General features: G+C 60.6%; 26 protein-coding genes. 10 read left to right on the top strand and 16 right to left on the bottom strand.

The window, feature by feature from the left end; translation table 11 throughout:
- Window positions 1-112 precede the first annotated feature (112 nt).
- Window positions 113-1,249, top strand: a complete 1,137-nt coding sequence (gene dnaJ / locus TSA66_RS14595; protein WP_040040507.1) for a molecular chaperone DnaJ — start codon at window positions 113-115, stop codon at window positions 1,247-1,249.
- Window positions 1,250-1,456: 207 nt separating this feature from the next.
- Window positions 1,457-2,122: a carbonate dehydratase gene (gene can, locus TSA66_RS14590; protein WP_040040506.1), complete on the top strand. Its 666-nt coding sequence runs from the start codon at window positions 1,457-1,459 to the stop codon at window positions 2,120-2,122.
- A 77-nt stretch (window positions 2,123-2,199) separates the two neighbouring features.
- On the opposite strand, the gene panB is transcribed toward can, so the two are convergent.
- From panB to TSA66_RS14550, 8 genes are read right to left on the bottom strand one after another with little or no spacing between them, the layout of a single operon-like run.
- Window positions 2,200-3,030 carry a 3-methyl-2-oxobutanoate hydroxymethyltransferase gene (gene panB, locus TSA66_RS14585; protein ID WP_040042609.1) on the bottom strand — a complete coding sequence of 277 codons (831 nt, stop codon included), beginning with the start codon at window positions 3,028-3,030 and terminating at the stop codon, window positions 2,200-2,202.
- A 2-nt stretch (window positions 3,031-3,032) separates the two neighbouring features.
- Entirely contained in the window at window positions 3,033-3,674 is a 642-nt protein-coding gene (locus TSA66_RS14580; RefSeq protein ID WP_040040505.1) for a deoxynucleoside kinase, read from the bottom strand.
- On the bottom strand, window positions 3,671-4,018 hold the full coding sequence (locus TSA66_RS14575) for a DMT family protein (protein WP_040040504.1): 348 nt from the start codon (window positions 4,016-4,018) through the stop codon (window positions 3,671-3,673). Before TSA66_RS14575 ends, TSA66_RS14580 begins: the two co-directional genes overlap by 4 nt.
- Window positions 4,019-4,021: 3 nt before the next feature.
- Window positions 4,022-4,495 (bottom strand): 2-amino-4-hydroxy-6-hydroxymethyldihydropteridine diphosphokinase, encoded by a 474-nt coding sequence (gene folK / locus TSA66_RS14570; protein WP_408639506.1) that lies wholly within the window; start codon window positions 4,493-4,495, stop codon window positions 4,022-4,024.
- 2 nt (window positions 4,496-4,497) lie between these two features.
- Window positions 4,498-5,874, bottom strand: a complete 1,377-nt coding sequence (gene pcnB, locus TSA66_RS14565) for a polynucleotide adenylyltransferase PcnB (protein ID WP_040040502.1) — start codon at window positions 5,872-5,874, stop codon at window positions 4,498-4,500.
- Entirely contained in the window at window positions 5,867-6,538 is a 672-nt protein-coding gene (locus tag TSA66_RS14560; protein ID WP_040040501.1) for a histidinol-phosphatase, read from the bottom strand. The genes pcnB and TSA66_RS14560 overlap by 8 nt, the downstream gene beginning before the upstream one ends.
- Window positions 6,535-7,212, bottom strand: a complete 678-nt coding sequence (hda, locus tag TSA66_RS14555) for a DnaA regulatory inactivator Hda (RefSeq protein WP_040040500.1) — start codon at window positions 7,210-7,212, stop codon at window positions 6,535-6,537. The genes TSA66_RS14560 and hda overlap by 4 nt, the downstream gene beginning before the upstream one ends.
- Window positions 7,209-8,294: an AI-2E family transporter gene (locus TSA66_RS14550; RefSeq protein WP_040040499.1), complete on the bottom strand. Its 1,086-nt coding sequence runs from the start codon at window positions 8,292-8,294 to the stop codon at window positions 7,209-7,211. The genes hda and TSA66_RS14550 overlap by 4 nt, the downstream gene beginning before the upstream one ends.
- A 101-nt stretch (window positions 8,295-8,395) precedes the next feature.
- On the opposite strand from TSA66_RS14550, the gene purM reads away from it, so the two are divergent.
- On the top strand, window positions 8,396-9,439 hold the full coding sequence (purM, locus tag TSA66_RS14545) for a phosphoribosylformylglycinamidine cyclo-ligase (RefSeq protein ID WP_040040498.1): 1,044 nt from the start codon (window positions 8,396-8,398) through the stop codon (window positions 9,437-9,439).
- Window positions 9,440-9,543: 104 nt separating this feature from the next.
- On the opposite strand, the gene TSA66_RS14540 is transcribed toward purM, so the two are convergent.
- The 8 genes from TSA66_RS14540 to TSA66_RS14505 are packed head-to-tail and all read right to left on the bottom strand — an operon-like array spanning window position 9,544 to window position 18,304.
- Window positions 9,544-10,422 carry a peptidase gene (locus tag TSA66_RS14540; RefSeq protein ID WP_040040497.1) on the bottom strand — a complete coding sequence of 293 codons (879 nt, stop codon included), beginning with the start codon at window positions 10,420-10,422 and terminating at the stop codon, window positions 9,544-9,546.
- Window positions 10,423-10,482: 60 nt separating this feature from the next.
- Window positions 10,483-11,286 (bottom strand): transglutaminase family protein, encoded by an 804-nt coding sequence (locus tag TSA66_RS14535; protein WP_040040496.1) that lies wholly within the window; start codon window positions 11,284-11,286, stop codon window positions 10,483-10,485.
- 11 nt (window positions 11,287-11,297) lie between these two features.
- Window positions 11,298-12,260, bottom strand: coding sequence for an alpha-E domain-containing protein (locus TSA66_RS14530; RefSeq protein ID WP_040040495.1), 963 nt, complete (start codon window positions 12,258-12,260; stop codon window positions 11,298-11,300).
- Between the two features lies 1 nt (window position 12,261).
- Window positions 12,262-13,677: a circularly permuted type 2 ATP-grasp protein gene (locus TSA66_RS14525; protein WP_040040494.1), complete on the bottom strand. Its 1,416-nt coding sequence runs from the start codon at window positions 13,675-13,677 to the stop codon at window positions 12,262-12,264.
- Window positions 13,678-13,737: 60 nt separating this feature from the next.
- Window positions 13,738-15,774, bottom strand: coding sequence for a sodium:solute symporter family protein (locus TSA66_RS14520; RefSeq protein ID WP_040042608.1), 2,037 nt, complete (start codon window positions 15,772-15,774; stop codon window positions 13,738-13,740).
- Window positions 15,764-16,045 carry a DUF4212 domain-containing protein gene (locus tag TSA66_RS14515; protein WP_040040493.1) on the bottom strand — a complete coding sequence of 94 codons (282 nt, stop codon included), beginning with the start codon at window positions 16,043-16,045 and terminating at the stop codon, window positions 15,764-15,766. The genes TSA66_RS14520 and TSA66_RS14515 overlap by 11 nt, the downstream gene beginning before the upstream one ends.
- A 1-nt stretch (window position 16,046) precedes the next feature.
- Window positions 16,047-17,600 carry a sensor histidine kinase gene (locus tag TSA66_RS14510; RefSeq protein ID WP_040040492.1) on the bottom strand — a complete coding sequence of 518 codons (1,554 nt, stop codon included), beginning with the start codon at window positions 17,598-17,600 and terminating at the stop codon, window positions 16,047-16,049.
- Window positions 17,597-18,304, bottom strand: a complete 708-nt coding sequence (locus TSA66_RS14505) for a response regulator transcription factor (RefSeq protein ID WP_040040491.1) — start codon at window positions 18,302-18,304, stop codon at window positions 17,597-17,599. The genes TSA66_RS14510 and TSA66_RS14505 overlap by 4 nt, the downstream gene beginning before the upstream one ends.
- Window positions 18,305-18,544: 240 nt before the next feature.
- Here TSA66_RS14505 and recA point away from each other — a divergent pair, with 240 nt between their 5' ends.
- The 7 genes from recA (at window position 18,545) to TSA66_RS14470 (ending at window position 24,844) form a co-directional block, all read left to right on the top strand.
- Window positions 18,545-19,588 (top strand): recombinase RecA, encoded by a 1,044-nt coding sequence (gene recA / locus TSA66_RS14500; RefSeq protein ID WP_040040490.1) that lies wholly within the window; start codon window positions 18,545-18,547, stop codon window positions 19,586-19,588.
- A 56-nt stretch (window positions 19,589-19,644) separates the two neighbouring features.
- Window positions 19,645-20,100, top strand: a complete 456-nt coding sequence (recX, locus tag TSA66_RS14495) for a recombination regulator RecX (protein ID WP_040040489.1) — start codon at window positions 19,645-19,647, stop codon at window positions 20,098-20,100.
- Between the two features lie 374 nt (window positions 20,101-20,474).
- On the top strand, window positions 20,475-21,056 hold the full coding sequence (locus TSA66_RS14490; protein WP_040040488.1) for a DUF2889 domain-containing protein: 582 nt from the start codon (window positions 20,475-20,477) through the stop codon (window positions 21,054-21,056).
- 45 nt (window positions 21,057-21,101) lie between these two features.
- Complete coding sequence (gene sucC / locus TSA66_RS14485; RefSeq protein WP_040040487.1) at window positions 21,102-22,268, top strand: ADP-forming succinate--CoA ligase subunit beta; 1,167 nt, start codon at window positions 21,102-21,104, stop codon at window positions 22,266-22,268.
- Between the two features lie 14 nt (window positions 22,269-22,282).
- The gene (gene sucD / locus TSA66_RS14480) at window positions 22,283-23,164 is read left to right on the top strand and encodes a succinate--CoA ligase subunit alpha (protein WP_040040486.1); all 882 of its coding nucleotides are present in this window, start codon (window positions 22,283-22,285) and stop codon (window positions 23,162-23,164) included.
- Between the two features lie 99 nt (window positions 23,165-23,263).
- On the top strand, window positions 23,264-23,998 hold the full coding sequence (locus TSA66_RS14475; RefSeq protein WP_040040485.1) for a TerC family protein: 735 nt from the start codon (window positions 23,264-23,266) through the stop codon (window positions 23,996-23,998).
- Between the two features lie 21 nt (window positions 23,999-24,019).
- The gene (locus TSA66_RS14470; RefSeq protein WP_040040484.1) at window positions 24,020-24,844 is read left to right on the top strand and encodes a Stp1/IreP family PP2C-type Ser/Thr phosphatase; all 825 of its coding nucleotides are present in this window, start codon (window positions 24,020-24,022) and stop codon (window positions 24,842-24,844) included.
- The last annotated feature ends 33 nt before the right edge of the window (window positions 24,845-24,877 follow it).

Below are 24,877 nucleotides of genomic sequence, written 5' to 3'. Positions count from 1 at the left end.
GCGGCAAGCCGCATCGCCACATCGGCCCTCTCTCCCGAGGGAGGGATGAGAACAGAGGCCGGTTGAAAATGATTGATCGGACTGTAATAACAGCGGACAGGATGCCGAGAAGATGGCAAAGCGTGACTTTTACGAAATACTGGGCGTAGCGAAAAACGCTTCTGATGAAGAGATCAAGAAGGCGTATCGCAAGCTCGCGATGAAATACCATCCGGACCGCAACCCGGACAGCAAAGGTGCGGAAGAAAAGTTCAAGGAAGTCAAGGAAGCTTACGAAATGCTGTCCGATGCGGGCAAGCGCGAAGCCTATGACCGCTACGGCCATGCAGGGGTGGACCCGAACATGGGAGGGGGCGGTTTCGGCGCGGGCGCCGGCGGCTTCGGCGGCTTTTCCGATGCGTTCGGCGATATCTTCGGCGACATCTTCGGACAGAGCGCGCGCGGTGGACGCGGCGGACCGCAGGTGTACCGCGGTGCCGATTTGCGCTACAACCTCGAGATCACGCTGGAACAGGCGGCGCACGGTTTCGATACGACCATCCGCGTGCCGTCATGGAGCGAGTGCGAAACCTGCCACGGTTCCGGCGCCAAGCCCGGCACTTCGCCGACGACTTGCGGCACCTGCGGCGGGCATGGCCAAGTGCGCATGCAGCAGGGTTTCTTCAGCATTCAGCAAACCTGCCCGAAGTGCCACGGCACCGGCAAGATCATTCCGACGCCCTGCACCTCGTGCAGCGGCACCGGGCGGATCAAGAAAAACAAGACGCTGGAAGTCAAGATCCCGGCTGGTATCGACGACGGCATGCGCATCCGTTCGTCCGGCAATGGCGAACCGGGCATGAATGGCGGGCCGCCGGGCGATTTGTATGTCGAGGTGCGCATCAAGCAGCATCCGGTGTTCCAGCGCGATGGCGACGACCTGCATTGCGAAATTCCGATTTCGTTTGCGAAGGCGGCGCTGGGTGGCGAGGTTGAAGTGCCGACGCTGAATGGCAAGGCATCCTTCACGCTTCCCGAAGGGACGCAGTCCGGCAAGACCTTCCGTTTGCGCAGCAAGGGCATCAAGGGCGTGCGTTCGGGCTACGCTGGCGATCTGTTCTGCCATGTGGTGGTCGAGACGCCGGTCAAGCTGACCGATCGTCAGAAGGAATTGCTGCAGGAATTCGAACAGCTGACCACGGCGGGCGGTTCCAAGCATAGCCCGCACAGCAAGTCCTGGAAGGACAAGGTCAAGGAGTTTTTCGAGTAATGTGAATCGGGGGCCCCGCTGTGCAGGTTCCAATGGAATGAGGAAAAGCCGCCGGCCTGCAAGGTCGACGGCTTTTTTATTTCCGCGATGTCGGTTGAAAGTTATTCATGCAGAAATAAGTGCGCCCGGATTCTATAGAATTGCGGGCGGTGGCATTGCTGCTCGATGGAGGCACATGCCAGGGAGCGTTTTTCCGGACTAAAGAATATGACTGAGCAAAACAAAGACGGCGCAATGCTGGAGCAACTGTTCCAGAATAACCGCGAGTGGGCGGCATCCATGGTGGCGCAGGACGCCGGCTTCTTTAAAAAACTCGCCGCCCAGCAGTCGCCCGAATATCTGTGGATCGGCTGCGCCGACAGCCGCGTGCCGGCCAATGAAATTGTCAACCTGCTGCCCGGCGAGCTGTTTGTTCATCGCAATATCGCCAATGTCGTGGTGCATACCGATCTGAACTGCCTGTCCGTATTGCAGTTCGCCATCGACGTTCTCGGCGTCAAACACGTAATCGTGTGCGGGCATTACGGATGCTCGGGCGTACACGCGGCCTTGGCGCGCCGCCGTATTGGCCTGGCCGACAACTGGTTGCGCCATGTGCAGGACGTGCATAGCAAGCATGAGCGTTATCTGGGCGACACGCTGCCGACCAAGCTCAAGCAGGACCGCCTGTGCGAACTGAACGTGCTGGAGCAGGTGGTGAACGTATGCCAGACCACGATCGTGCAGGACGCGTGGGAACGCGGCCAGGCACTAACCATTCACAGCTGGATTTACGGCTTGAAGGATGGCATGTTGACCGACCTCGGGCTTACGGTACGCAATGCCGAGGAACTGGCTGCCAAGTTGCCAGTCTGCTTTGCGCGATATGAGTGAGCTGTCAGCGTGCGCGGAACGCACGCTGTCTGATTGCGCTATGAAAGCACCGCGCCCCGTGCAGGGCGCACCCACCTTTAGAAGCAGTGCTCCGGGCCCGGGAACGATTGTTTCTTGACCTCGGCTACGTAGGCGCGTATGGCCGCCTCGATGCTGTTTTGGCCTTCCATGAAATTCTTCACGAAGCGCGCCTTGCGTCCAGGGAAAACACCGAGCATGTCGTGCATGACCAGTACCTGGCCGGCGCAATCCGGGCCGGCACCGATGCCGATGGTCGGCATCGTCAGCAGTTCGGTGACTTCCTTGCCCAGCGCCGAAGGAATCGCTTCCAGCACGACCAGCGCCGCGCCGGCCGCCTGCAGCGCCAATGCATCGGCCTTCAGCTGGTCAGCCGCTTCGACGGTCTTTCCCTGTACTTTGTAGCCGCCGAACTGGTGTACCGATTGCGGTGTCAGCCCGATGTGGGCGCACACCGGAATCGCGCGCTCGGTCAGGAAGCGTACCGTCTCCGCAAGCCAGGTACCGCCTTCGAGCTTGACCATCTGGGCACCGGCCTGCATCAGCTTGACGGCGTTCCTGAACGCATCTTCTCTGGTTGCATAGCTGCCGAATGGCATGTCGGCCACAAGAAACGCCGTCTGGTTGCCGCGCGCAACGCTTGCCGTGTGATAGGCGATGTCGTCGAGCGTTACCGGCAGAGTCGAATCGTGCCCCTGACACACCATGCCGAGCGAATCGCCGATCAGCAGCACTTCCACGCCGCAGCGGTCCATCAGCGCCGCGAAGCTGGCGTCGTAGCAGGTGAGCATCGCGATTTTTTCACCGCTGTTGCGCATCGCTTGTAGCGATGTCACGGTGACTGCCTTGGTGCGAATCGTTGGTTCGCTTTCTTGCAAATATCCCGCCATGGTCATTCCCCAAGATTAAAAAATTCCCGCTTGCCGCGCATGTTGCCGATATGGTTCAGCAGCAGGGTGAAGTCGTCGTCGCGCTCGATCGGGTTCAGGTGTTCGGTATTGACGATCAGCAGCGGCGAAGCGTCGTAATGATAAAAGAAACGGCTGTAACTTTCACACAACCGGTAAAGGTACACCTCGGACAGACCGGACTCCATCGACAGGCCACGCTTCCTGACACGCTCTATCAGGGTTTCGGGCTGCGCCTGCAGGTAAATCACCAGGTCCGGCACTGCGCTCTGCGGGCGCAGCTGGGCATACAGCTGCTGGTACAAATTCAGTTCATCGTCATCCAGGGTCAGGCGCGCAAAGAGCGGATCCTTGTCGAGCAAGAAATCCGATACCACACGTGCGTCGAACAGGTCGGTTTGCGCCAGGTCGCGCAACTGGTTTACGCGCTGGAACAGGAAAAACATCTGGGTCGGCAGCGCGTAGCGCGTCGCATCGCGATAGAACTTCTCGAGGAACGGGTTTTCCTGCGGCTGTTCCAGTAGCGGTTGCGCCTGCAGGTTCGCGGCCAGCTTCTGCGCCAGCGTGGTTTTGCCGACGCCGATCGGGCCTTCGACAACCACGTATTTGTACTTATCAAGGCTCATGTGCGGAAAATGAAATAGACGGCGCCGACCAGGCACAAGCCGGCCCAGATGTAGTCGAGCTTGAATGGCTGGTTCATGTAAATCATCGCGAACGGCACGAAGACGGCCAGTGTAATCGCTTCCTGCATGATCTTCAGCTGCGCCAGGCTCAATTCAGTGTAGCCGATGCGATTGGCCGGCACCTGCAGCAGGTATTCGAACAGCGCGATCGACCAGCTTACCAGTGCGGCGATCCACCACGCCTTGCCGGCCAGGTTTTTCAGGTGGCCGTACCAGGCAACCGTCATGAACACGTTGGACAAGGTCAGCAAGCCGACCGTTTGATATACGACTGGAATTTGCATGAATCAGAGTTTCCGGATGGCCTGACCGGCTACCGATGGCACGAAGGCGTGGGCCGGACCCTGGCCGGGTATGGTGAGAAACGGGTCGAGCTGCAGCAGCGGGATCAGCACGAACGCGCGTTGCGTCATGCGCGGATGCGGGATCTGCAGCGCGGCGGACGAGATGACTTGCGCGCCGTACAGCAGGATGTCGAGGTCGAGCGTACGCGGCGCGTTCCGATAAGGCCGCTCGCGGCCGAAGTCCTGCTCGATGGCCTGCAGTTCCCGCAGCAGCTGTTCGGGCGCAAGCTGGGTGTCGATGCGCGCCACCGCATTGATGTAGTCATCGCCGCCGGCATCGACCGGCGCGGTGCGAAACAGGCTCGACTGCGCCGTCAGCCGGGTGTCATCCAATTGTCCCAGGCGCGCGATGGCGCGTTCCACCTGCGCTTGCGCATCGCCCAGGTTGGAGCCGATGCCGATGTAGCAGGCGATCATGCTCATGTGTTGCTGCGCTCGGCCGGAGCGCCCGCCGATGCGTCCTTATGCTTGCTGCGTCCGCTGCGGCGGCGGCGCTTTTTCGGCGCGTGGCTTTCGCCTTCTGTCTTGATTTTTTTCGCCAGCAGTTCTTCGCGGGCGGCGCCGTCGCCATTGATGAAGGCGGTCCACCATTCGCCGACTTCTGCCTCGATTTCACCCGATGCGCAGCGCAACAGCAGGAAGTCGTAGCCGGCGCGCAGGCGCACGTGTTCCAGCAGCTTGTAGGGCGACTTGCCGGAGCGCCGCTCGAAGCGCGGCTGCATGGCCCAGATGTCGCGCATGTCGGAGGCGATCTTGCGCTGCAGCGCCAGTTTCTCGGTCTGGGCATTGAGCACATCATCGGCCGCCAGATGCAGTGCGGGGATCGGATATTCGCCGGCGGCCTTGTAGGCGTTCCATTTTTCCAGTACCTGGTGCCATAGCAGCGAGGCGAACAGGAATCCCGGCGATACCGGCTTGCCGTGCTTTACCCGCTCGTCGGTGCCGGACAGCGCTAGCGTCACGAATTTTGCGCCCAGCGGCTGCTCCAGAACCACGTCGAGCAGCGGCAGCAAGCCATGATGCAGACCTTCGTGGCGCAATTGACGCAGGCAGGCCAGAGCATGGCCGGACAGCAGGAGCTTCAACATCTCGTCGAACACGCGCGCTGCCGGCACGTTGTTGATCAGTGGCGCCATCACCTGGATAGGTTCGCGGGTAGCCGGATCGATGGTGAAGTTCAGCTTCGCGGCAAAGCGCACCACGCGCAACAGGCGAACCGGATCCTCGCGAAACCGGGCTTCCGGCACGCCAATGATGCGCAGCGTCTTGTTGCGGATGTCGGCAATACCGTTGTGGTAGTCGAGCACGGTCTGGCTGGCCGGATCGTAGTACATCGCATTGATGGTGAAGTCGCGCCGCTCCGCGTCTTCGTGCTGCTCGCCGAAGGTATTGTCGCGCAATACGCGGCCGTGCTCGTCCTTCGGGGCGCTGTCCGCCGACGCGCCGCGGAAGGTGGTGACTTCGATCAGTTCCTGTCCAAACATCACGTGCACGATCTGGAAGCGCCTGCCGATGATGAAGGCGCGCCGGAACAAGCGCTTGACCTGTTCCGGCGTGGCGTTGGTGGCGACGTCGAAATCCTTCGGCTTCACGCCGAGCAGCAGGTCGCGCACCGCGCCGCCGACGACGAATGCCTTGAAGCCGGCTTCCTGTAGCGTCTGCGTGACGCGCACGGCGTTGGGGGATAACAGTTGCGGATTGATGCCGTGTTCCTTCGGCCCGAGGATCACGGGCTCGTTGCGACTATCCGTCTTTTTGCTGCTGCCGAAAATGCGGCGAATGAACTTTTTAATCATCAAATAGCGTGAGGATGGGCCAGCCGTGCGCCTGCGCATGGGCTTTCAGCTTGGCATTAGGATTGGTGGCGATCGGGTTGGTGACGACGGACAAAAGCGGGATGTCGTTTTGCGAGTCGCTATAGAAGTAGCTGCGTGCAAAACTGTCCAGCGACCTTCCCTTGTCGGCGAGCCATTGCTGCGTATGGATGACCTTGCCCGGCCCCGACGTGGGAATGCCGCGCAGCTTGCCGGTGATCTCGCCGTCCCCGGTCTCGTCCGGTTCGGCGGCGATCAGGTTGGCCACACCGAATGCCTGCGCGATCGGTGCGGTGACGAACTTGTTGGTGGCAGTGATGATGGCCACGAGATCGTCGGCATCCTGGTGGCGTTTGACGAGGTCCTGCGCCACCGGGCGGATGGCCGGCTGGATGACTTCCTCCATGAACTGCAGGCGCCAGTCGTCGAGCTGCTTGCGCGGGAATTGCGCCAGCGTGCCGAGCGCGAATTCCAGGTATTCCACCGGGTCGAGCGTGCCCGCTTCATATTGTGCGTAAAAGTCGGCATTGCGTCTGGCGAACGCGTCGCCATCCACAGCACCGATGCGCACCAGGAACTGGCCCCACTCGTAATCGGAATCGAGCGGCAATAAGGTATGGTCTAGATCGAATAAGGCGAGATTCATTCTTTGGTTTCGAGTTGCAACAGGCTGCGCAGCAGCGGCAGCGTGATCGGGCGTTGGGTCTCCAGCGAATATTGGTCGAGTGCGTCGAGCATGGTCGACAAGGATTGCATGTCCCGACGGTAATGTGTGATCAGATAGGGTAACACGCCGGGCGACAGCGATAAACCGCGCCCCTGCGCGGCCTTGGTAAGCGCGGCGATCTTCTCGTCGTCGGTCAAGCCGTGTACCTGATAGATCAGGCCCCAGCCGAGGCGCGTGCGCAAGTCTTCGCGCAGCGACAGGCGGGCCGGCGGCAGGGAACCGGCGGTGACCAGCAAGCCGCCGTTTTCACGCACCTGGTTGAACAGGTTGAAGGCCGAAACCTGTGATTCGGGCGGCAGGCGGTCGCAATCGTCGATCAGGTAGAGCGTGGTGCGCGCATCGTAGTTAAATGCGGCATCGGGCGCGTCGGCTGCAACGAGGCGCGCGTTCGGCGTGCCGGCCAGCGCGCGCAGCAGGTGTGTTTTCCCGGCGCCCGATTCGCCCCACAGATAGACGAAACGCTCGCGCGGCATGGCGTCGTGGCGCTGCTTGAACTGGCGCAGCAGCTGCAGCAGCTCTTCATTTTGTCCGGTGACGAAGGAATCCAGGGTCGGCGGTTTTTCCGCGCCCAGGTCGAGCAGTAATTGCCTCATGACTGACGATAAAAGCTGCTGTTGAAATAGTGAATGCGCACATGCTTGAATGCGACCGCCAGAATGGCGGACGCCGGCAGGGCGAGCAGGATGCCGACAAAGCCGAACAACTGGCCGAAGGCGAGCAGTGCGAAAATCACGGTCAGCGGATGCAGGCCGATGCGCTCGCCGACCAGGCGCGGCGTCAGGAAAAAGCCTTCGATGACCTGGCCGATGCCATAGACGGTAGCCACCACCACCAGCCCGTGCAAGCCGTCGAACTGGAGCACGGCGGCGATCAGCGCCAGGATCATGCCCAGGCCGAAACCGATGTAGGGAATGAAGATCAGCAGGCCGGTGATGATCCCGACCGGCAGGGCGACTTCGAGGCCTGCAATGCCGAGCGACACCGAATAATAGATGCACAGCACCAGCATCACCGCCAGTTGCCCGCGCAAATATTGCGCCAGCAACTGGTCCACTTCGTGCGCCAGCCCGACAGACCGGGTAGCCCAGCGGCGCGGAATCATGTTTTCGACCCGTCGCAGGATGGCGTGCCAATCCAGCAACAGATAAAACAGCGCAATCGGCACCAGCGCCAGCGTCACCAGCCAGCCCAGCAGGGCAACGCCGCCGACCTTTACCGATGCGAGCAGCTTGCTCCAGGTTTCATCGCCGCTGGCACTGAAATACTGGGACAGGATGCGTTTGACTCCGGTGCCGTCCAGCCGCACATGGATGCCCAGTTCGCGCAGCTTCGGGGCGACGACCGCGTTGATCTTGGCGAGGAAGCTGGGAATCTGTTCCTGCAGCAGCGGAATTTCCTTTTGTACGACCGGAATCACGATCAGCGCCAGGACCAGCAGGACTGCAAATACCAGCAGGATCACGGCTAGCACTGCCAACTGGCGCGGCAGCGCCAGTTTCTTGACGCCTTTGGTCGACAGCCAGTCGACGACCGGGTTGAGCGCATACGCCATGATGGCTGCGGCAACGAACGGCGCCAGGATCGGCCCCAGTTTTATCAATAAGGCAACCACGCCGAGCCCGAGCGCAAGCCATAAAACCGTCTGTTTTTGCTCGGAACTGAAAGAAAATGGCATGGAAAGGCTGGGGCGATCTGATCGGTTTGTTAAAATAGCGGTTTGCTTGAACTTTTTCGGTTCAAACTGCCTATTTTACCGCCTCTATCACCGATCACATCATGAGTTCCACTTCTAACGTCTCCCTTTCCTACCGCGATGCCGGTGTCGACATCGACGCAGGCGATGCCCTGGTCGAAGCGATCAAGCCGTTTGCCAAACGCACCATGCGCGAAGGCGTGCTGGGCGGAATCGGCGGCTTCGGCGCCCTGTTCGAGGTCAGCAAGAAGTACAAGGAACCGGTGCTGGTGTCGGGCACCGACGGCGTGGGCACCAAGCTCAAGCTGGCTTTTCACCTGAACAAGCACGACACGGTCGGCATCGACTTGGTCGCCATGAGCGTCAACGACATCCTGGTGCAGGGCGCAGAGCCGCTGTTCTTCCTCGATTATTTTGCCTGTGGCAAGCTCGATGTGGCGTCGGCCACTGACGTGATCAAGGGCGTCGCCAAAGGTTGCGAGCTGGCCGGCTGTGCGCTGATCGGCGGTGAAACCGCCGAGATGCCGAGCATGTACCCGGACGGCGAATACGACCTGGCCGGTTTCGCCGTCGGCGCGGTCGAAAAATCGAAGATTATCGACGGCAGCAAGATTGTGCCGGGCGACGTGGTGCTGGGCTTGGCATCTTCCGGCGCGCATTCCAACGGCTACTCGCTGGTGCGCAAGATCATCTCGGTCGCCCAGCCCGACCTGAACGCCGACTTCCATGGCCGCCGCCTGGCCGACGTGCTGCTGGAGCCGACCCATATTTATGTGAAACCGCTGCTGGCCTTGATCGACAAGCTGGAAGTCAAGGGCATGGCGCACATCACCGGCGGCGGCCTGGTCGAAAACGTGCCGCGCGTGTTGCGCGACAACCTGACGGCAGTGCTGCAGCGCGACGCGTGGACCATGCCGCCGCTGTTTACCTGGCTGCAGCAGCACGGCGGCGTGGCCGACGCCGAAATGCACCGCGTGTTCAACTGCGGCATCGGCATGGTGGTGGTCGTGGCGAAGGAAAATGCGGATGCGGCAATCGCACAATTGCAGGCGGCCGGCGAGACGGTCAGTCGCATCGGCGAGATCCGCGAGCGTCAAGGAAACGAAGCGCAGACGATCGTCGTTTAAGTCGTCGCGCTGCTGAACAATGGCTGCAGGATCAGATTCCTGCAGCCATTTTTTTCGTCTTTTTGGGGATTTGCGGAATGCGTGAAGCGGTCCGTCAGAAAGACTCAATGCTGGACATTGCCGCCGTGTTGCTGCGCGACTGTCTGCATCGGCGCTGGATTCGGAACAGTGTTGGCCACGCTATGCGGCGGTGGCACGCGCACTGGCTGGCTGGCCGTGGCGGCAGTTGACAGGGCATTGGCTGCGACATCGGGGACCGCATTCCAGATCGGGTCGGACAGGTTCTCGAACACGCTCTTCAATTGCTGGCCCCAGGTATTGCGGATCATCTGGAAATACCGGTTCTTTTCATCGATCGTCACGAAGCGCGTGACGGCCAGCCTGTCGCTTTCGTAGACCAGCAGGTCGAGCGGCAAGCCGACCGAGATGTTCGAGCGCAGGGTCGAATCCATCGAGATCAGGGCACACTTGGCGGCTTCGTCAAGCGCCGTGGCCGGCGTGATCACGCGGTCGATGATCGGCTTGCCGTATTTCGCCTCGCCGATCTGGAAATACGTGTTCTCATTGTGCGCTTCGATGAAATTGCCCGCGGCGTAAAGCTGGAACAGGCGACAGCGCTCGCCCTTGATCTGGCCGCCGAAGATGAGGCTGACGTTGAAATCGATGCCGAAGTCGCGCAAGGATTTCGCATCGCGTTCGTATACCGTGCGGATTGCTTCGCCGACTATCTGGGCTGCTTCGTACATCGAGTTCGCCGTCCACACGCTCTTGCCGCTGGCTGCGGTGCGTTCGCCGATGATCTGCCGGATCGATTGTGAAATCGACAGATTTCCCGAGGTCATCAGGACCATCATGCGGTCGCCCGGGTTTTCGTACACCGCCATTTTGCGGAAGGTGCCGACCTGATCGACACCGGCATTGGTGCGCGAATCGGACAGAAAAACCAGCCCCGTGTCGAGGCGCATGGCGACGCAGTAAGTCATGATCGCAATACCGGATGCAAAAGGGCGATTCTACAGGATGGTGCTCGCGGCATGGCGCGCTTATCCGGCCTGCGCGACCTCGACCTCGACGGTGAGCGATTCGGTGCCGCCGCCGTGCCGCACGCCGCGCACCGGCGCGGCCGAATCGTAGTCGCGTCCGACGGCCAGCCGGCAGTGCGAGTCGTTCGCAAATCTGCCATGGGTCACGTCGACGCTGACCCAGCCGCAGAAGCCGGCCTCGTCGACCCAGGCATCGATCCACGCGTGGCTCTCGGCGTGCGCGGTGTTGCCCGGATCGATATAGCCGGAGACGTAGCGAGCGGGGATGCCATGCACATGGCAGCAGGCAATGAACAGGTGGGCGTGATCCTGGCAGACGCCCTGGCCGAGGCGCAAGGCGTCGGCGGCGGGCGTGGTGACGGCGGTTGCACCGCTGCGATAGGCGACGGTGCCGCGGATGGCGTCGGCCAGCTCCAGCAGGCCTGTGCTGCGCGCGCCCGGCCGCAGGTGCCTGTTCGCGAATTCGCCCAGCGCGGCATCGGCTTGCGCCAGCCGGGTGGGCACCGTAAACACCAGCGGCGACAGGACACCGGCCTCCGCCAGCCGGCCGCGTTCGAGCGGTGCCACGTCCACGGTGCCGGTCGCGACGATGCGCACCTCGTCATGCATGCCGGTGATGGTCAGCATGTGGCTGATATTGCCGAAGGCATCGACAAATTCATGGCGCCGCCCGGGCGTGCCGATCTGCCACGACACCGGACGCTGATGCGCCTCCACGCGCGGCGACAGCCGCAGCTGCTGGATCGTGTAGGACAGCGGTGCGGTGTAGCGATACACCGTTTCGTGGCGAATGAACAGTTGCATGACTAGTTCTTCTACGCCGCCAGCGGCACCAGGAAGTCGCGGCTGACGCGATTGCCGAGTTCAAAAATGCGTTCGAAGAATTGCGTCAGAAAGCCGTGCAAGCCGTCATCGAGGATTTCCTCGATGCTGCCGAACTTGAGTTCGGCGAGCAGCTTGCCGGCGAAGCGTTCGGTGTCGGCGGAGACGTCGTTGCGGACCTGCTGCAAGTTCGCAACCACTTCTTCCACGCACGCCAGCAGCGAGCGTGGCATGTCGGCGCGCAGGATCAGCAGTTCCGCCACGCGCTCCGGCGTGATCACGTCGCGGTACACCTTGCGGTAGTTTTCGAAGCCGGATACCGAGCGCAGCAGCGCCGCCCAATAGTAAAAGTCGCGCTGCAGCTCCTTGTCCGGATTGATGTCCGTATGTGGGGAAACGGCCGCGCCGTGGAACTTCACATCGAGGATGCGTGCGGTGTTGTCGGCGCGTTCCAGGTGGGTGCCGAGGCGGATGAAGTAAAACGCTTCATCCCTGAGCATGGTGCCGATGGTGACGCCGCGCGACAGGTGGGAGCGGTACTTGACCCATTCGAAGAATTCGCTCGGATCGCGTTCCAGCAAGCCGCTGTCGAGCTTGCCCTGCAAGTCGAGCCAGGTTGCATTGTGCGTTTCCCATACTTCGGTGGTCAGCGTGCCGCGCACCGCACGCGCATTTTCGCGCGCCTGGGTGAGGCAGGCCGCGATCGACGACGGATTGTCGGGATCGCGCACCATGAAATCGATGACGTCTTTTGCGGCCAGCAAGCCATACTTGTCATCGAAGGCGTCCAGCAGTTCGGAAATGCCCAGCATCGCGCGCCAGCCTTGTTCGGCGGCATGCGCGGACTGCGGCAGCAGCGCGGTCTGCACGTTCACGTCGAGCATGCGCGCAGTGTTTTCGGCGCGCTCGGTATAGCGGGCCATCCAGAACAAGTGGTCGGCGGTGCGGCTGAGCATGCTATTTCTCCAATACCCAAGTGTCTTTGGTTCCGCCGCCCTGCGACGAGTTCACCACCAGCGAGCCTTCCTGCAGCGCCACGCGCGTCAGGCCACCGCGCACCATCGAAATCGTTTTCCCCGACAGCACGAAGGGGCGCAGGTCGATATGGCGCGGCGCAATGCCCGATTCGACATAGGTCGGGCAGGCGGACAAGGCCAGCGTCGGCTGCGCGATGTAGCCGTCGGGCCTAGCCAGCACGCGCTGCCGGAACAACGCGATTTCTTCCTTGCTTGACGCCGGCCCGACCAGCATGCCGTAGCCGCCCGCGCCGTGCACTTCCTTGACCACCAGTTGCGACAAATTCGCCAGCGTGTACTCGAGATCCTCTTTCTTGCGGCACTGCCAGGTCGGCACGTTGTTGAGGATGGGCTGCTCTGACAGGTAGAACCTGATCATGTCCGGCACGTACGGATAGATCGACTTGTCGTCGGCCACGCCGGTGCCGATCGCATTGGCCAATGTGACGCGGCCGGCGCGGTACACCGACAGCAGCCCCGGCACGCCCAGCGACGAATCGGCCCGGAATGCGAGCGGGTCGAGAAAATCGTCGTCGATGCGGCGGTAGATCACGTCGACGCGCTTCGGGCCGCGCGTGGTGCGCATGTATACCGCGTTGTCGTTGACGAACAGGTCCTGTCCTTCGACCAGTTCCACGCCCATTTGTTGCGCCAGGAATGCATGCTCGAAATAGGCCGAGTTGTACATGCCAGGCGTCATGACAACCACCGTGGGATCGTCGATGCCCAAGGGAGCGACAGAGCGCAGATTGTCGAGCAGTAAATCCGGATAATGCGCTACCGGCGCGATCTTGTGCCGGGCAAACAAGTCGGGAAACAGCCGCATCATCATCTTGCGGTTTTCCAGCATGTAGGACACGCCGGACGGCACGCGAAGATTGTCCTCGAGTACATAGAAATCGCCTTCGCCGGCGCGCACGATATCGACGCCAGCAATATGCGCATAGATATTGGAGGCGACGGCGATGCCTTGCATCTCCGGGCGGTACTGGGCATTGCGGAAGATTTGCTCAGCCGGAATCACTCCCGCTTTCACGATCGCCTGTTCATGGTAGACATCGTGGATGAACATGTTCAGCGCCTGTACGCGCTGCACCAGGCCGGCTTCCAGTTGCGCCCATTCGGCGGCGTGGATGATACGCGGGATGATGTCGAACGGGATCAGGCGCTCGGTTCCGGCATCGTTGCCGTAGACCGCGAAGGTGATGCCGACCCGGCGAAAAATCAGGTCGGACTCGGCGCGCTTGCGATTGATGACTTCCGGCGGCTGCGTCTCCAGCCAGGCGGCAAACTGCCGGTAGTGTCCGCGCACGGAGGACGATGCATCCGCATACATCTCGTCGAAAAAGTCAGGCATGGCAGTGGCTTGTCGAGGTTGGCGTTTTGCTGGCTATCAAGAAACATGCCAACCGGTAAGTCAGGGTGTCCGAATATGGTCGACCAGGGCCGAGGAGCGCTGTTGCGGCGGAGCCGTCAGCAGGCTGACCACGACGATGGCCAGCAGTCCGGCAGGCACGCCGAACACGCCCGCCGAGATCGGCGCGATGCTGAACCACTGGTTAACGGCCGTTCCGCCCAGCGTCGGGTTGGTGCGCAGCATGTAGTAGATGCACATGCCGAATCCGACCAGCATGCCGGCGATTGCACCTTGCTGGTTCGCGCGCTTCCAGAAAACGCCCAATACCAGTGCAGGGAACAGCGTCGACGACGCCAGCGAGAATGCCGCACCCACCATCGACAGGATATCGCCGGGCTTGAGCGAGGCGGCGTAGGCAGCGACCAGCGCGACCACCAGCAGCAGCAGCTTGGAGATCGTCACCCGCTTTTGCGTCGAGGCCCTCGGATCGACGATCTTGTAGTAGACGTCGTGCGACAGCGCATTGGAAATCGTCAGCAGCAGCCCGTCGGCCGTCGACAATGCCGCGGCCAGCCCGCCGGCGGCGATCAGGCCGGAAATCACGTACGGCAGGCCGGCGATCTCGGGCGTGGCCAGCACCACGATATCGCCGTCGAGCGCGATTTCGGCCAGCTGCACGATGCCGTCCTTGTTGAGGTCTGTGATGGAGACCAGCGGATTGATCTTGTCGACGCTGGCCCAGTACGACACCCATGCCGGCAGCTTGGAGAATGGCGTGCCGACCAGCGACGTGTAGATGTCGTATTTCACCAGCACCGCCAGCGCCGGAACGGTGATGTAGAGCAGCATGATGAAAAACAGCGTCCAGAACACCGACTTCCTGGTTTCCCTCACGCCGGGCGTGGTGTAGAAGCGCACCAGGATGTGCGGCAGGGCGGCGGTGCCGAGCATCAGGCAGAACGCCAGTGCCAGGAAGTTGTTGCGCTTGGCGTCGGACGTGGCCTTGTCCTTGCCCGGGAAGGGCTCGGCGTGCGGCGTCACCGGTTCGGCGCGCGTCAGGTTGAGCGCCTTGGCCTCGGTCCACTTGCGCTGCGCCTCGTCGGCATCCTGTGGATACGCTGCCATCTCGCGCATGGCGGCCTTGATCTCGATGAGCGAGGCGTTGCCGCGTTTGAGCTCGTCGACCTGACGGCGCATCTCGATGCGGCCGTCTTCCCACGATTTCGGCAGCGTCTTCAGCTTGACGTCGTATTCCTCCGCACGTTGCCGGAAGAGCGCGCGCACCTGCTGCTCCTTCGGGTCCTTGTTCAACTCTTTCTCGCGCTCGCCCAGCTTGGACAGGGCCGATCCGTACGCGATCTGCGGAATCGGGAAATCGGTGTGCTTGGCCGACAGCCACGTCACCGGAATCATGTAGGCGATGATGATGATGATGTATTGCGCTACCTGGGTCCAGGTAATGGCACGCATGCCGCCGAGGAAGGAGCACACCAGGATGCTGGCCAGCCCGAGGAAGATGCCGACCGAAAAATCGACGCCGGTAAAGCGCGAGGTGATCAGCCCGACGCCATAGATCTGCGCCACCACATAAGTGAAGGAAATCAGCACGGTAGCGATCACCGCCAGCAGACGCACCGCGTTGCAGCCCTTCGGCCCGGCATAGCGCATCGCGAGGTAGTCCGGAATGGTGTACTGGCCGAATTTGTTGAGGAAGGGCGCGATCAGCAGCGCCACCAGGCAAAAGCCGCCAGTCCAGCCGATGATGTAGGCCAGCCCGTCAAATCCCATCAGGTACAGGCCACCAGCCAGGCTGATGAAGCTGGCTGCCGACATCCAGTCGGCGGCGGTCGCCATGCCGTTGAACAGGGCCGGCACGCGCCGTCCGGCGACGTAATATTCCGGCACGTCCGAGGTGCGGCTGACGACGCCGATGCCGGCATAGAGCACGATGGTCGAAAACATGAACATGTACCCGATCCACAGGCGCGGGAAGCCCTCGCGCTCGAGAACGGCGAGAGACAGCAGGAAAACGATGAAGCCGACCGTATACCAGCTGTAATAACCGGCCAGGCGCCGGGAAAAGGATTTATCGGGCATCGGTTGCATCGCTCTTCAGTTGCCGGTCCAGGTGCCGCATGCGGATCAGGTAAATGGCCACAATCGCCAGGTACAGCAGCGTGAGGCCTTGCGCCGCCATGTAAAACGGGAACGGCCAGCCGAACAGGGTGAAGCCGGACAGCTCGCGCGCGAAGAAAATCACGCCGAACGTCAGCAGGAACCACGAGGCCAGCAACGCGGCGGTGAGCCGGCGCACCCGCCGCCAGTAGGCATCGCGCGGATGCCGGATCGATAGGGGTTCTTGGGACATGTCAGCCTATGTCTTCAATGAATTCGGGGCGATGCTCCATGCGCAGGCTGACGCGGAACAGGCACCCCGGGTGCTTCGGATCGTGGCAGTGCGGGTTGTTGAGGATCTCGACCTCGGCATTGTGCTGTTGCGCGATCTCGCGCACGATCGCCAGGCCCAGGCCGCTGCCTTCCGCGTTGCTGCCAAGGATGCGGTAGAAGCGTTCGAACACATGAGGTCGCTCGGCCGGCGGAATCCCGGGGCCGGTGTCTTCCACTTCCAGGATCGCCTTGCCGGACATGGCATCAGCGCGCACCCGAACCGTGACACTGCCGCCTTCGGGCGTATAGTGCAGCGCGTTGTCGATCAGGTTGCTCAGCAGTTCGCGCAGCATCATCGGATTGCCGATGACCATGATCGGATGCCCCGGCTGTTCGAAGCCGAGGTCGATGCGGTGCGTGAACGATGCCTGCACCCAGTCCTGCACCACGTTGCGCGCCAGCTCCGTCAATTCCAGCGGCACGAAGGGCTTGGCTTCCGGCGTCTGGTTTTCGGCGCGCGCCAGCGCCAGCAACTGGTTGACCAGGCGCGTGGCCGATTCGGAGCTTTTCGAGAGCTGTTCCAGCGAGCGGTGGATCTCTTCCTGGTTGGTCTCGCGCAGGGCGAGCTCGGACTGCATGCGCATGCCCGCCAGCGGCGTCTTCATCTGGTGCGCCGCGTCGGCGATGAAGCGTTTCTGCATCTGGATGGTTTGCGCCAGGCGCTCCAGCATGTCGTTGAAGGAGCGCACCAGCGGCGAGATTTCTTCCGGCACTTGGCCCGACTCGATCGGGCTCAGGTCGTCCGGCCGGCGCGCCCGGATGCGGCGCTGCAGCTCGGCCAGCGGCGACAAGCCGCGCGAGAGCGCAAACCAGACCAGTGCCAGCGCAATCGGCAGGATGATGAACTGCGGCAGGATCACGCCCTTGATGATCTCGTTGGCCAGATGCGCGCGCTTGTCCAGTGTCTCGCCCACCTGGACCAGCGCCAGATAGGGCTCCCGCAATACATCCTTGCCGTGCCGGTAGGGCCGCAGGTCGACATAGATATAGGCAATCCGGGCATCATTGCCGTGGACCGTTTCATTGTGAAACTGCACCGCGTTCGTCGGCAATTTATCCTCGTCGGACGGCGGCGGCAGATCGCGGTCGCCTTCGATGAATTCGCCGCGGGTGCCGAGCACTTGGAAATACACATTGTCGACATCGTCGGCGCGCAAGATGTCGCGCGCCGCACCGGGCACTGGCGCCACCACCTTGCCGTTGACCTCCCTGACTTGCTGCGCCAGCACCGTGACCTTGTCGTCCAGCGCGCGATCGAAAGGATGGTTGGCGATCGACTTCGCCACCAGGTAGGTGATCGCGATGCTCATCGGCCACAGCAGCAGCAGCGGCACCAGCATCCAGTCCAGGATTTCGCCGAACAGCGAGCGCTGGATGCGCTCCTCGGGCTGGGTGTCTACGGTATCGAAGGTGATGTGGGAGGGAGAAGGGTCGGATGCGGACGAATCTGCATCCGGGTGGCGCGCATCACTCATGGATTGGTCGAAGGGGGAGTGCTGCTGGCTGCACTATCGGGAAACTTCTCGAGGCAATATCCGAGGCCGCGCACGGTAGCGATGCGCACGCCGCCGACCTCGATCTTCTTGCGCAGGCGATGCACATAGACTTCGATCGCGTTATTGCTGACTTCCTCGCCCCATTCGCACAAGTGGTCGACCAGCTGTTCCTTCGACACCAGACGGCCGGTACGCTGCAGCAGCACCTCGAGCAAGCCGAGTTCGCGCGCCGACAAGTCCAGCATCTGGTCATTCATGTAGGCGATCCGTCCCACCTGATCATAGGACAGCGGCCCGTGCTTGATCACGGTGGGACCGCCGCCGACGCCGCGCCGGGTCAGGGCGCGCACCCGCGCTTCCAGTTCGGACAGCGCGAATGGCTTGGCCATGTAGTCGTCTGCGCCCAGGTCGAGACCCTTGACGCGCTGCTCGACCGAGTCGCTGGCGGTCAAGATCAATACCGGCAGGCGCGAGTTGCGTGCGCGCAGGCGCCGCAGCACTTCCAATCCCGACATCTTGGGCAGGCCCAGGTCCAGGATCAGCAAATCGAAGTCCTGGGTCGAAAGCGCCGTGTCCGCCTCCAATCCGTTCTTCACGCAATCGGTCGCATAACCCGATTGCCGCAACGAGCGGGTCAGGCCATCGGCTAGTACACTATCGTCTTCGGCGAGCAAAATACGCATTGTCAGACTCTGCAATCGGATGGACGGTAGTCTATTGTCTTTTATTAACCACCACAAGACACGATAACAAGGCCATGACATCGTACCGGCAGACTTTTCGCGAGAAGTAAAATTCGGGCTTGCATAAAGCACTGGTTTTTTATACAGTATGCACTGTGACGTCGAAAGCAGTATTCAGTACGGGGTCCGGCACTTCCTATTTTGGACTCTGCATAACCTAACTGTCGAAAGAATTTGGATATGGACGACAAGAAATCCGCGCAAAACCCAGACAAGGCCAAGGCACTGGCGGCCGCGCTGGCGCAAATCGAAAAGCAGTTCGGCAAGGGCTCCGTGATGCGCATGGCTGACGGCGCCGTTGCCGAAGAGGTGCAGACGGTATCGACTGGTTCGCTCGGACTGGACATCGCGCTGGGCGTGGGTGGCTTGCCGCGTGGTCGTGTGGTGGAAATTTACGGCCCGGAATCATCCGGTAAAACCACGCTGACCCTGCAAGCGATTGCAGAAATGCAAAAACTGGGCGGCACCTGTGCCTTTATCGACGCCGAACACGCACTCGACGTGGTGTATGCCCAGAAACTGGGCGTCAATCTGTCGGATTTGCTGGTTTCCCAGCCCGATACCGGCGAGCAGGCACTCGAAATCTGCGACGCGCTGGTGCGTTCCGGCAGCGTCGACCTGGTGGTGGTCGACTCGGTCGCCGCGTTGACACCGAAAGCCGAAATTGAAGGCGACATGGGCGACTCGTTGCCCGGCCTGCAGGCGCGCCTGATGTCGCAGGCGCTGCGCAAGCTGACTGGCAGCATCAATCGCACCAATACGCTGGTGATCTTCATTAACCAGATTCGCATGAAGATCGGCGTCATGTTCGGCAACCCCGAAACGACCACCGGCGGCAATGCGCTCAAGTTCTATGCATCGGTTCGCCTCGATATCCGCCGCACCGGCTCCATCAAGTCGGGCGAAGAAGTAATTGGCAACGAAACCAAGGTCAAGGTCGTGAAGAACAAGGTAGCACCCCCGTTCAGGGAAGCGCACTTCGACATCCTGTATGGCGAGGGCACTTCGCGCGAAGGTGAAATCCTCGACCTCGGTTCGGACGCCAAGATCGTCGAGAAATCCGGCGCTTGGTACAGCTACAACGGCGAACGCATCGGCCAGGGCAAGGACAACGCCCGCAATTACCTGAAAGAGCATCCGGAGCTCGCGCGCGAAATCGAAAACAAGGTACGCGCCGCGCTCGGCGTGCCCCAGTTGCCGCCGGTCGCTGCCGAAGCCGAGTAAATCGCTTTTATTTAATCCTTCATCCCGAATACTTCACGTGAGGGAGCCCGCGCTCGATGGCTAAGCTGCAAATAAGTCTGAAGGCGCGGGCTCTGAAGTATTTATCCGCCCGCGAACATAGCCGGCTGGAATTGGCACGCAAGCTTGCGCGCTATGCCCAGGAAGCCGATGACATCGAAGCCTTGCTCGATTCATTGGAAGCGGCCAAGCTGTTGTCTCAGTCACGCTTTTCCGAGTCGCTGGTGCACCGACGTGCCGCACGTTTCGGCAACAGTCGCATCCTGTCTGAACTGCTCAGCCATGGTATTGAAGGCGAGGCACTCGATGAAATTAAGGCGAACCTCGGGCAGGATGAGACCGCGCGCGCACGTGAAGTCTGGAAAAAGAAATTCAGGCAAGCTCCCGCCGACGCTGCCGAGCGTGCAAAGCAAATGCGTTTTTTACAACAACGCGGCTTTTCAATGCGTGCCATTCAAGGCGCCATGCGTATGATCGATCAGGTGGAAGACTGAAATTCTTCCTTGTCCACTTCTCCCTGGCGCAACGGCAGTGCCCCTCGCGCACGCATTCTTTATCCCCGACTTCCCCTCCGTAGACTTGTGACGACCGTTATTGATCGCGCCTGCGGCACGTCACGGCACTGAAATCAATATCAGTTATTTTTTCTGGTGATAACGCCTCCAAAAAGGCTGGATAGATCGGATGGAATTTGCCCTTTTCATCCCCCGCCAACAGTGGAAAAAGAAACGCCGTAGTTATCCAGTACTTACCTGTGCTACACTTTTAGGGTTTTTGCAGCGCCGCATGAGCGGCTGTTGCCGTAGAAGCTGCGGCGACGACACGCAAATGCGGCTTTATTTTTGCCGCTTCACCGGCATTTTTTCGTATGCCCTTATCACCGCCGACTTCCCGCCGTGCGCTCAAGCACACTCGCTCAATCCAGATCGAAGCATTTGCTCGCGATGACGGCTTGTGGGATATCGACGCGCGCATTACGGACGTCAAAACCCGCGACACCAGGCTCGCTTCCGGCGTACGGCCGGCGGGCGAAGCGCTGCACAATCTCTGGCTGCGTCTGACAGTCGATACCCAACTGAATGTCATTGACGCGGAAGCGGCATCCGATGCCGTCCCTTATCCAGGATATTGCGACACCATCGGTCCCGCCTACAAGAAGCTCGCCGGACTCAATTTGCTCAAAGGCTTTCGCGACGGCGTCAAACAGCGCCTGTCCGGCATCAATGGCTGTACCCATCTTTCCGAAATGGCGATGGTGCTGCCGACCGCAGTCATCCAGGCGTTTGCCGGCGACGTGCTCGATACGCGAGACGGCGCGAACGATGAACAGCAAACCCATAAACCGTTTCAACTCGACCGCTGTCATGCCTTGCGTTCCGAAGGCGCGGCGGTCGCCAAGTATTACCCGCGCTGGGCGGTTAAGTCGCAAGCAGTATCAGAATCCAGTTAATTATCAAGTTTGTTTTTTTCAATAAGCGTCTGAAGGGAAGCTCGCATGAAAATCCATGAGTATCAGGGCAAAGAAATCCTCCGTAAGTTCGGAGTGACGGTTCCGCGCGGTATCCCGTGCTTTTCCGTTGAAGAAGCGGTCAAGGCGGCCGAGACTCTTGGAGGCCCGGTCTGGGTCGTCAAGGCTCAGATCCACGCTGGTGGTCGCGGCAAGGGTGGCGGCGTGAAAGTCGCCAAATCGCTCGACCAGGTCAAGGAGTACGCAACTGCCATCATGGGCATGCAGCTCGTCACGCACCAGACTGGCCCGGAAGGCCAGAAAGTACGCCGCCTCTTGATCGAAGACGGCGCCGACATCAAGAAGGAACTGTATGTCAGTTTCGTCACCGACCGTTTGAGCCAGCGCGTCGTGCTGATGGCTTCCAGCGAAGGTGGCATGGACATCGAAGAAGTCGCCGAAAAGCATCCTGAACTCATCCACAAAGTGATCATCGATCCGGCTACCGGCCTGACCGACGCCGATGCCGATTCGATCGCCGCCAAGATCGGCATTCCGGCCGCATCCGTAGTTGACGCACGCAAGAATCTGCAAGGCCTGTACAAGGCGTACTGGGAAACCGATGCATCGCTGGCCGAAATCAACCCGCTGATCCTGACTGGCGACGGCAAGGTGATTGCGCTCGACGCCAAGTTCAACTTCGACGCCAACGCACTGTTCCGTCACCCGGAAATCGTGGCGATGCGCGACCTGGATGAAGAAGATCCGGCTGAAATCGAAGCTTCCAAGTTCGACCTCGCCTATATCTCCCTCGACGGCAACATCGGTTGCCTGGTGAATGGCGCCGGCTTGGCGATGGCGACCATGGACACGATCAAGCTGTTCGGCGGCGAACCGGCCAACTTCCTCGACGTCGGCGGCGGCGCCACCACCGAGAAAGTGACCGAAGCCTTCAAGCTGATGCTGAAGAACCCGAACCTGAAGGCCATCCTGGTCAACATCTTCGGCGGCATCATGCGTTGCGACGTGATCGCCGAAGGCGTGATCGCTGCCTCCAAGGCAGTGTCGCTCTCCGTGCCGCTGGTTGTCCGCATGAAGGGCACCAACGAAGACCTCGGCAAGAAGATGCTGGCCGAATCCGGCCTGCCGATCATCGCAGCCGATACGATGGAAGAAGCAGCACAAAAGGTCGTGGCCGCGGCCAACGGTAAATAATCGAGGAAACAAACATGTCGATTCTGATCAATAAAGACACCAAAGTCATCACCCAAGGCATCACCGGTAAGACCGGCCAGTTCCACACCCGCATGTGCCGCGACTACGCCAACGGCAAGAACTGTTTCGTCGCCGGCGTGAACCCGAAGAAGGCAGGCGAGGATTTCGAAGGCATTCCGATTTTCGCAAACGTGAAGGACGCTAAGGAAAAGACTGGCGCCACCGTTTCCGTGATCTACGTGCCGCCCGCAGGCGCTGCCGCCGCAATCTGGGAAGCCGTCGAAGCCGAGCTCGACCTGGCGATCTGCATCACTGAAGGTATTCCGGTTCGCGACATGCTGGAAGTGAAGGACAAGATGAAGAAGGCCGGCAGCAAGACCCTGTTGCTCGGACCGAACTGCCCGGGCCTGATCACGCCGGACGAAATCAAGATCGGCATCATGCCGGGTCACATCCACCGCAAAGGCCGCATCGGCGTCGTGTCGCGTTCCGGCACGCTGACCTATGAAGCCGTGGCGCAGCTGACCGCGCTTGGCCTGGGCCAATCTTCTGCAGTCGGCATCGGCGGCGACCCGATCAACGGCCTGAAGCACATCGACGTCATGAAGATGTTCAACGACGATCCCGATACCGATGCCGTCATCATGATCGGCGAGATCGGCGGTCCGGACGAAGCCAATGCCGCTCACTGGATCAAGGACAACATGAAGAAGCCGGTGGTCGGCTTCATCGCTGGCGTCACCGCGCCTCCGGGCAAGCGCATGGGCCACGCCGGCGCGTTGATCTCCGGCGGTGCCGACACCGCGCAAGCCAAGCTGGAAATCATGGAAGCCTGCGGCATCAAAGTGACCAAGAACCCGTCGGAAATGGCGCGTTTGCTCAAGGCGATGCTGTAATTTGGCAGGATGGATTCGTCATTAACTGACGGATCAGGCATCATAGACGGGGAGCTTCGGCTCCCCGTCTTGTTTTATGCGTTACCATTCTGAAATTTTATGGATTTCCTCCTGAACCTGAATTGGCTGGCCGTTGGGCAGATCATCCTGATCGATATTCTGCTCGGTGGCGACAATGCGATCGTGATCGCCATGGCGTGCCGCAACCTGCCGCGCCGGCATCGCATCCGGGGAATCCTGTGGGGCACGTTCGGTGCAATCGGAATACGCATCATCCTGATCGCCTTCGCCGTCACGATGTTGCAGGTGCCGTATCTGAAGATCGTGGGCGGAATCCTGCTGTTCTGGATTGGCATTAAGCTGCTTGCGGAAGGCGACGACGGGCACGATGACGTGCACGCCAGCGAACGGCTGCTCACTGCGATCAAAACCATCATCATGGCTGACTTGGTCATGAGCATCGACAATGTCATTGCAGTCGCCAGCGCGGCCGAACAAACCGGGGGCGACAATCAACTGGTCCTGGTGACCTTCGGTATTCTGGTCAGCATCCCGATCATCATCTGGGGCAGTACCGTGATTCTCAAATTGATGGAGCACTTTCCCTGGATCGTCACCTTCGGTGCGGGATTGCTTGGCTATCTGGCAGGCGGCATGGTCGTCACCGATGTCGGTGTCGCGCCCTGGGTCGACGCGCATCTGCCGCTGCTCGATATCGACGTGCCTGTGTTGGATGTGCACATGAGCATTCCTGGATTGCTTACGGCCGCAGTCGTCATCATCGTTGGTAACTGGATGGCGAAACGGGAAGAAGCGCGTCATGAAAAATCCTGATCTCCACCTATAATCCGTCGCATGGCACATCACCTCCGGCTTGAATTTGCTGCCAAAACCGATACCGGACTGGTCCGGTCGCATAACGAGGATTGTGTTGCGATCAGTCCGGAGCATGGTTTTGCCATTCTTGCCGACGGCATGGGTGGGTACCAAGCGGGAGAGGTGGCGAGCGGGATTGCCACAGCGGTGCTGAAGAAGTCGCTGGAAGAGGGGCTGGCGCGGCTTTCGGACAAGTGGCCACATCTGCAAGGGAGTGGGCAAGTCCATCAGTTGATGGATGAGGCCATCCACAGGGCCAATAACGCGATTCTCGAGGCGGCCCGTACCGAATCGCGTTACGAGGGCATGGGAACGACTCTAGTAGCTGCATTGTTTCGCGGCGATACGGTTACGATTGCACATGTTGGCGACTCGCGAGCTTACCGACTGCGGCAAGGCGATCTGCTGCAGATCACCAAGGATCACTCACTGCTGCAGGAGCAGCTCGACGCCGGCCTGATCAGTCCGGAATGGGCTCGGTTTTCGGCCATCAAGAACCTGGTAACGCGGGCAGTGGGTGTCGGTCCCGATATGGAAGTCGAAATGCGTGACCACCACGTCGAAGCAGGAGATCTTTATCTGCTGTGTTCGGATGGGTTGTCAGACATGCTGGCGGAGCAGGAAATATCCGAAATTTTATTGGAAAATAAACGGCAACCGCTCAACAACGCTTGCGGGATGTTGGTGCAGAAGGCGAATGACAATGGTGGCCGTGACAATATCTCTGTCATTCTGATTAACGTTCTGTTGGACTCGCCGCAAGCAGGCAGCCTGCTTGATCGAGTTTTGCACTGGTTCGCGTAACAGCTATATAAAAATGCGAAGGTGACCGGAGGG

This window comes from Noviherbaspirillum autotrophicum, assembly GCF_000818395.1.
Lineage (GTDB): Bacteria > Pseudomonadota > Gammaproteobacteria > Burkholderiales > Burkholderiaceae_D > Noviherbaspirillum > Noviherbaspirillum autotrophicum.
This window is presented reverse-complemented; position numbering and strand designations above follow the sequence as displayed.

What these genes read in the sequence shown, in the direction of transcription:
- dnaJ (WP_040040507.1), top strand. Translation starts at nt 113, where the DNA reads ATGGCAAAGCGTGACTTTTACGAAATACTGGGCGTAGCGAAAAACGCT.
- can (WP_040040506.1), top strand. Translation starts at nt 1,457, where the DNA reads ATGACTGAGCAAAACAAAGACGGCGCAATGCTGGAGCAACTGTTCCAG.
- panB (WP_040042609.1), bottom strand. Translation starts at nt 3,030, where the DNA reads ATGGCGGGATATTTGCAAGAAAGCGAACCAACGATTCGCACCAAGGCA.
- TSA66_RS14580 (WP_040040505.1), bottom strand. Translation starts at nt 3,674, where the DNA reads ATGAGCCTTGATAAGTACAAATACGTGGTTGTCGAAGGCCCGATCGGC.
- TSA66_RS14575 (WP_040040504.1), bottom strand. Translation starts at nt 4,018, where the DNA reads ATGCAAATTCCAGTCGTATATCAAACGGTCGGCTTGCTGACCTTGTCC.
- folK (WP_408639506.1), bottom strand. Translation starts at nt 4,495, where the DNA reads ATGATCGCCTGCTACATCGGCATCGGCTCCAACCTGGGCGATGCGCAA.
- pcnB (WP_040040502.1), bottom strand. Translation starts at nt 5,874, where the DNA reads ATGATTAAAAAGTTCATTCGCCGCATTTTCGGCAGCAGCAAAAAGACG.
- TSA66_RS14560 (WP_040040501.1), bottom strand. Translation starts at nt 6,538, where the DNA reads ATGAATCTCGCCTTATTCGATCTAGACCATACCTTATTGCCGCTCGAT.
- hda (WP_040040500.1), bottom strand. Translation starts at nt 7,212, where the DNA reads ATGAGGCAATTACTGCTCGACCTGGGCGCGGAAAAACCGCCGACCCTG.
- TSA66_RS14550 (WP_040040499.1), bottom strand. Translation starts at nt 8,294, where the DNA reads ATGCCATTTTCTTTCAGTTCCGAGCAAAAACAGACGGTTTTATGGCTT.
- purM (WP_040040498.1), top strand. Translation starts at nt 8,396, where the DNA reads ATGAGTTCCACTTCTAACGTCTCCCTTTCCTACCGCGATGCCGGTGTC.
- TSA66_RS14540 (WP_040040497.1), bottom strand. Translation starts at nt 10,422, where the DNA reads ATGACTTACTGCGTCGCCATGCGCCTCGACACGGGGCTGGTTTTTCTG.
- TSA66_RS14535 (WP_040040496.1), bottom strand. Translation starts at nt 11,286, where the DNA reads ATGCAACTGTTCATTCGCCACGAAACGGTGTATCGCTACACCGCACCG.
- TSA66_RS14530 (WP_040040495.1), bottom strand. Translation starts at nt 12,260, where the DNA reads ATGCTCAGCCGCACCGCCGACCACTTGTTCTGGATGGCCCGCTATACC.
- TSA66_RS14525 (WP_040040494.1), bottom strand. Translation starts at nt 13,677, where the DNA reads ATGCCTGACTTTTTCGACGAGATGTATGCGGATGCATCGTCCTCCGTG.
- TSA66_RS14520 (WP_040042608.1), bottom strand. Translation starts at nt 15,774, where the DNA reads ATGCCCGATAAATCCTTTTCCCGGCGCCTGGCCGGTTATTACAGCTGG.
- TSA66_RS14515 (WP_040040493.1), bottom strand. Translation starts at nt 16,045, where the DNA reads ATGTCCCAAGAACCCCTATCGATCCGGCATCCGCGCGATGCCTACTGG.
- TSA66_RS14510 (WP_040040492.1), bottom strand. Translation starts at nt 17,600, where the DNA reads ATGAGTGATGCGCGCCACCCGGATGCAGATTCGTCCGCATCCGACCCT.
- TSA66_RS14505 (WP_040040491.1), bottom strand. Translation starts at nt 18,304, where the DNA reads ATGCGTATTTTGCTCGCCGAAGACGATAGTGTACTAGCCGATGGCCTG.
- recA (WP_040040490.1), top strand. Translation starts at nt 18,545, where the DNA reads ATGGACGACAAGAAATCCGCGCAAAACCCAGACAAGGCCAAGGCACTG.
- recX (WP_040040489.1), top strand. Translation starts at nt 19,645, where the DNA reads ATGGCTAAGCTGCAAATAAGTCTGAAGGCGCGGGCTCTGAAGTATTTA.
- TSA66_RS14490 (WP_040040488.1), top strand. Translation starts at nt 20,475, where the DNA reads ATGCCCTTATCACCGCCGACTTCCCGCCGTGCGCTCAAGCACACTCGC.
- sucC (WP_040040487.1), top strand. Translation starts at nt 21,102, where the DNA reads ATGAAAATCCATGAGTATCAGGGCAAAGAAATCCTCCGTAAGTTCGGA.
- sucD (WP_040040486.1), top strand. Translation starts at nt 22,283, where the DNA reads ATGTCGATTCTGATCAATAAAGACACCAAAGTCATCACCCAAGGCATC.
- TSA66_RS14475 (WP_040040485.1), top strand. Translation starts at nt 23,264, where the DNA reads ATGGATTTCCTCCTGAACCTGAATTGGCTGGCCGTTGGGCAGATCATC.
- TSA66_RS14470 (WP_040040484.1), top strand. Translation starts at nt 24,020, where the DNA reads ATGGCACATCACCTCCGGCTTGAATTTGCTGCCAAAACCGATACCGGA.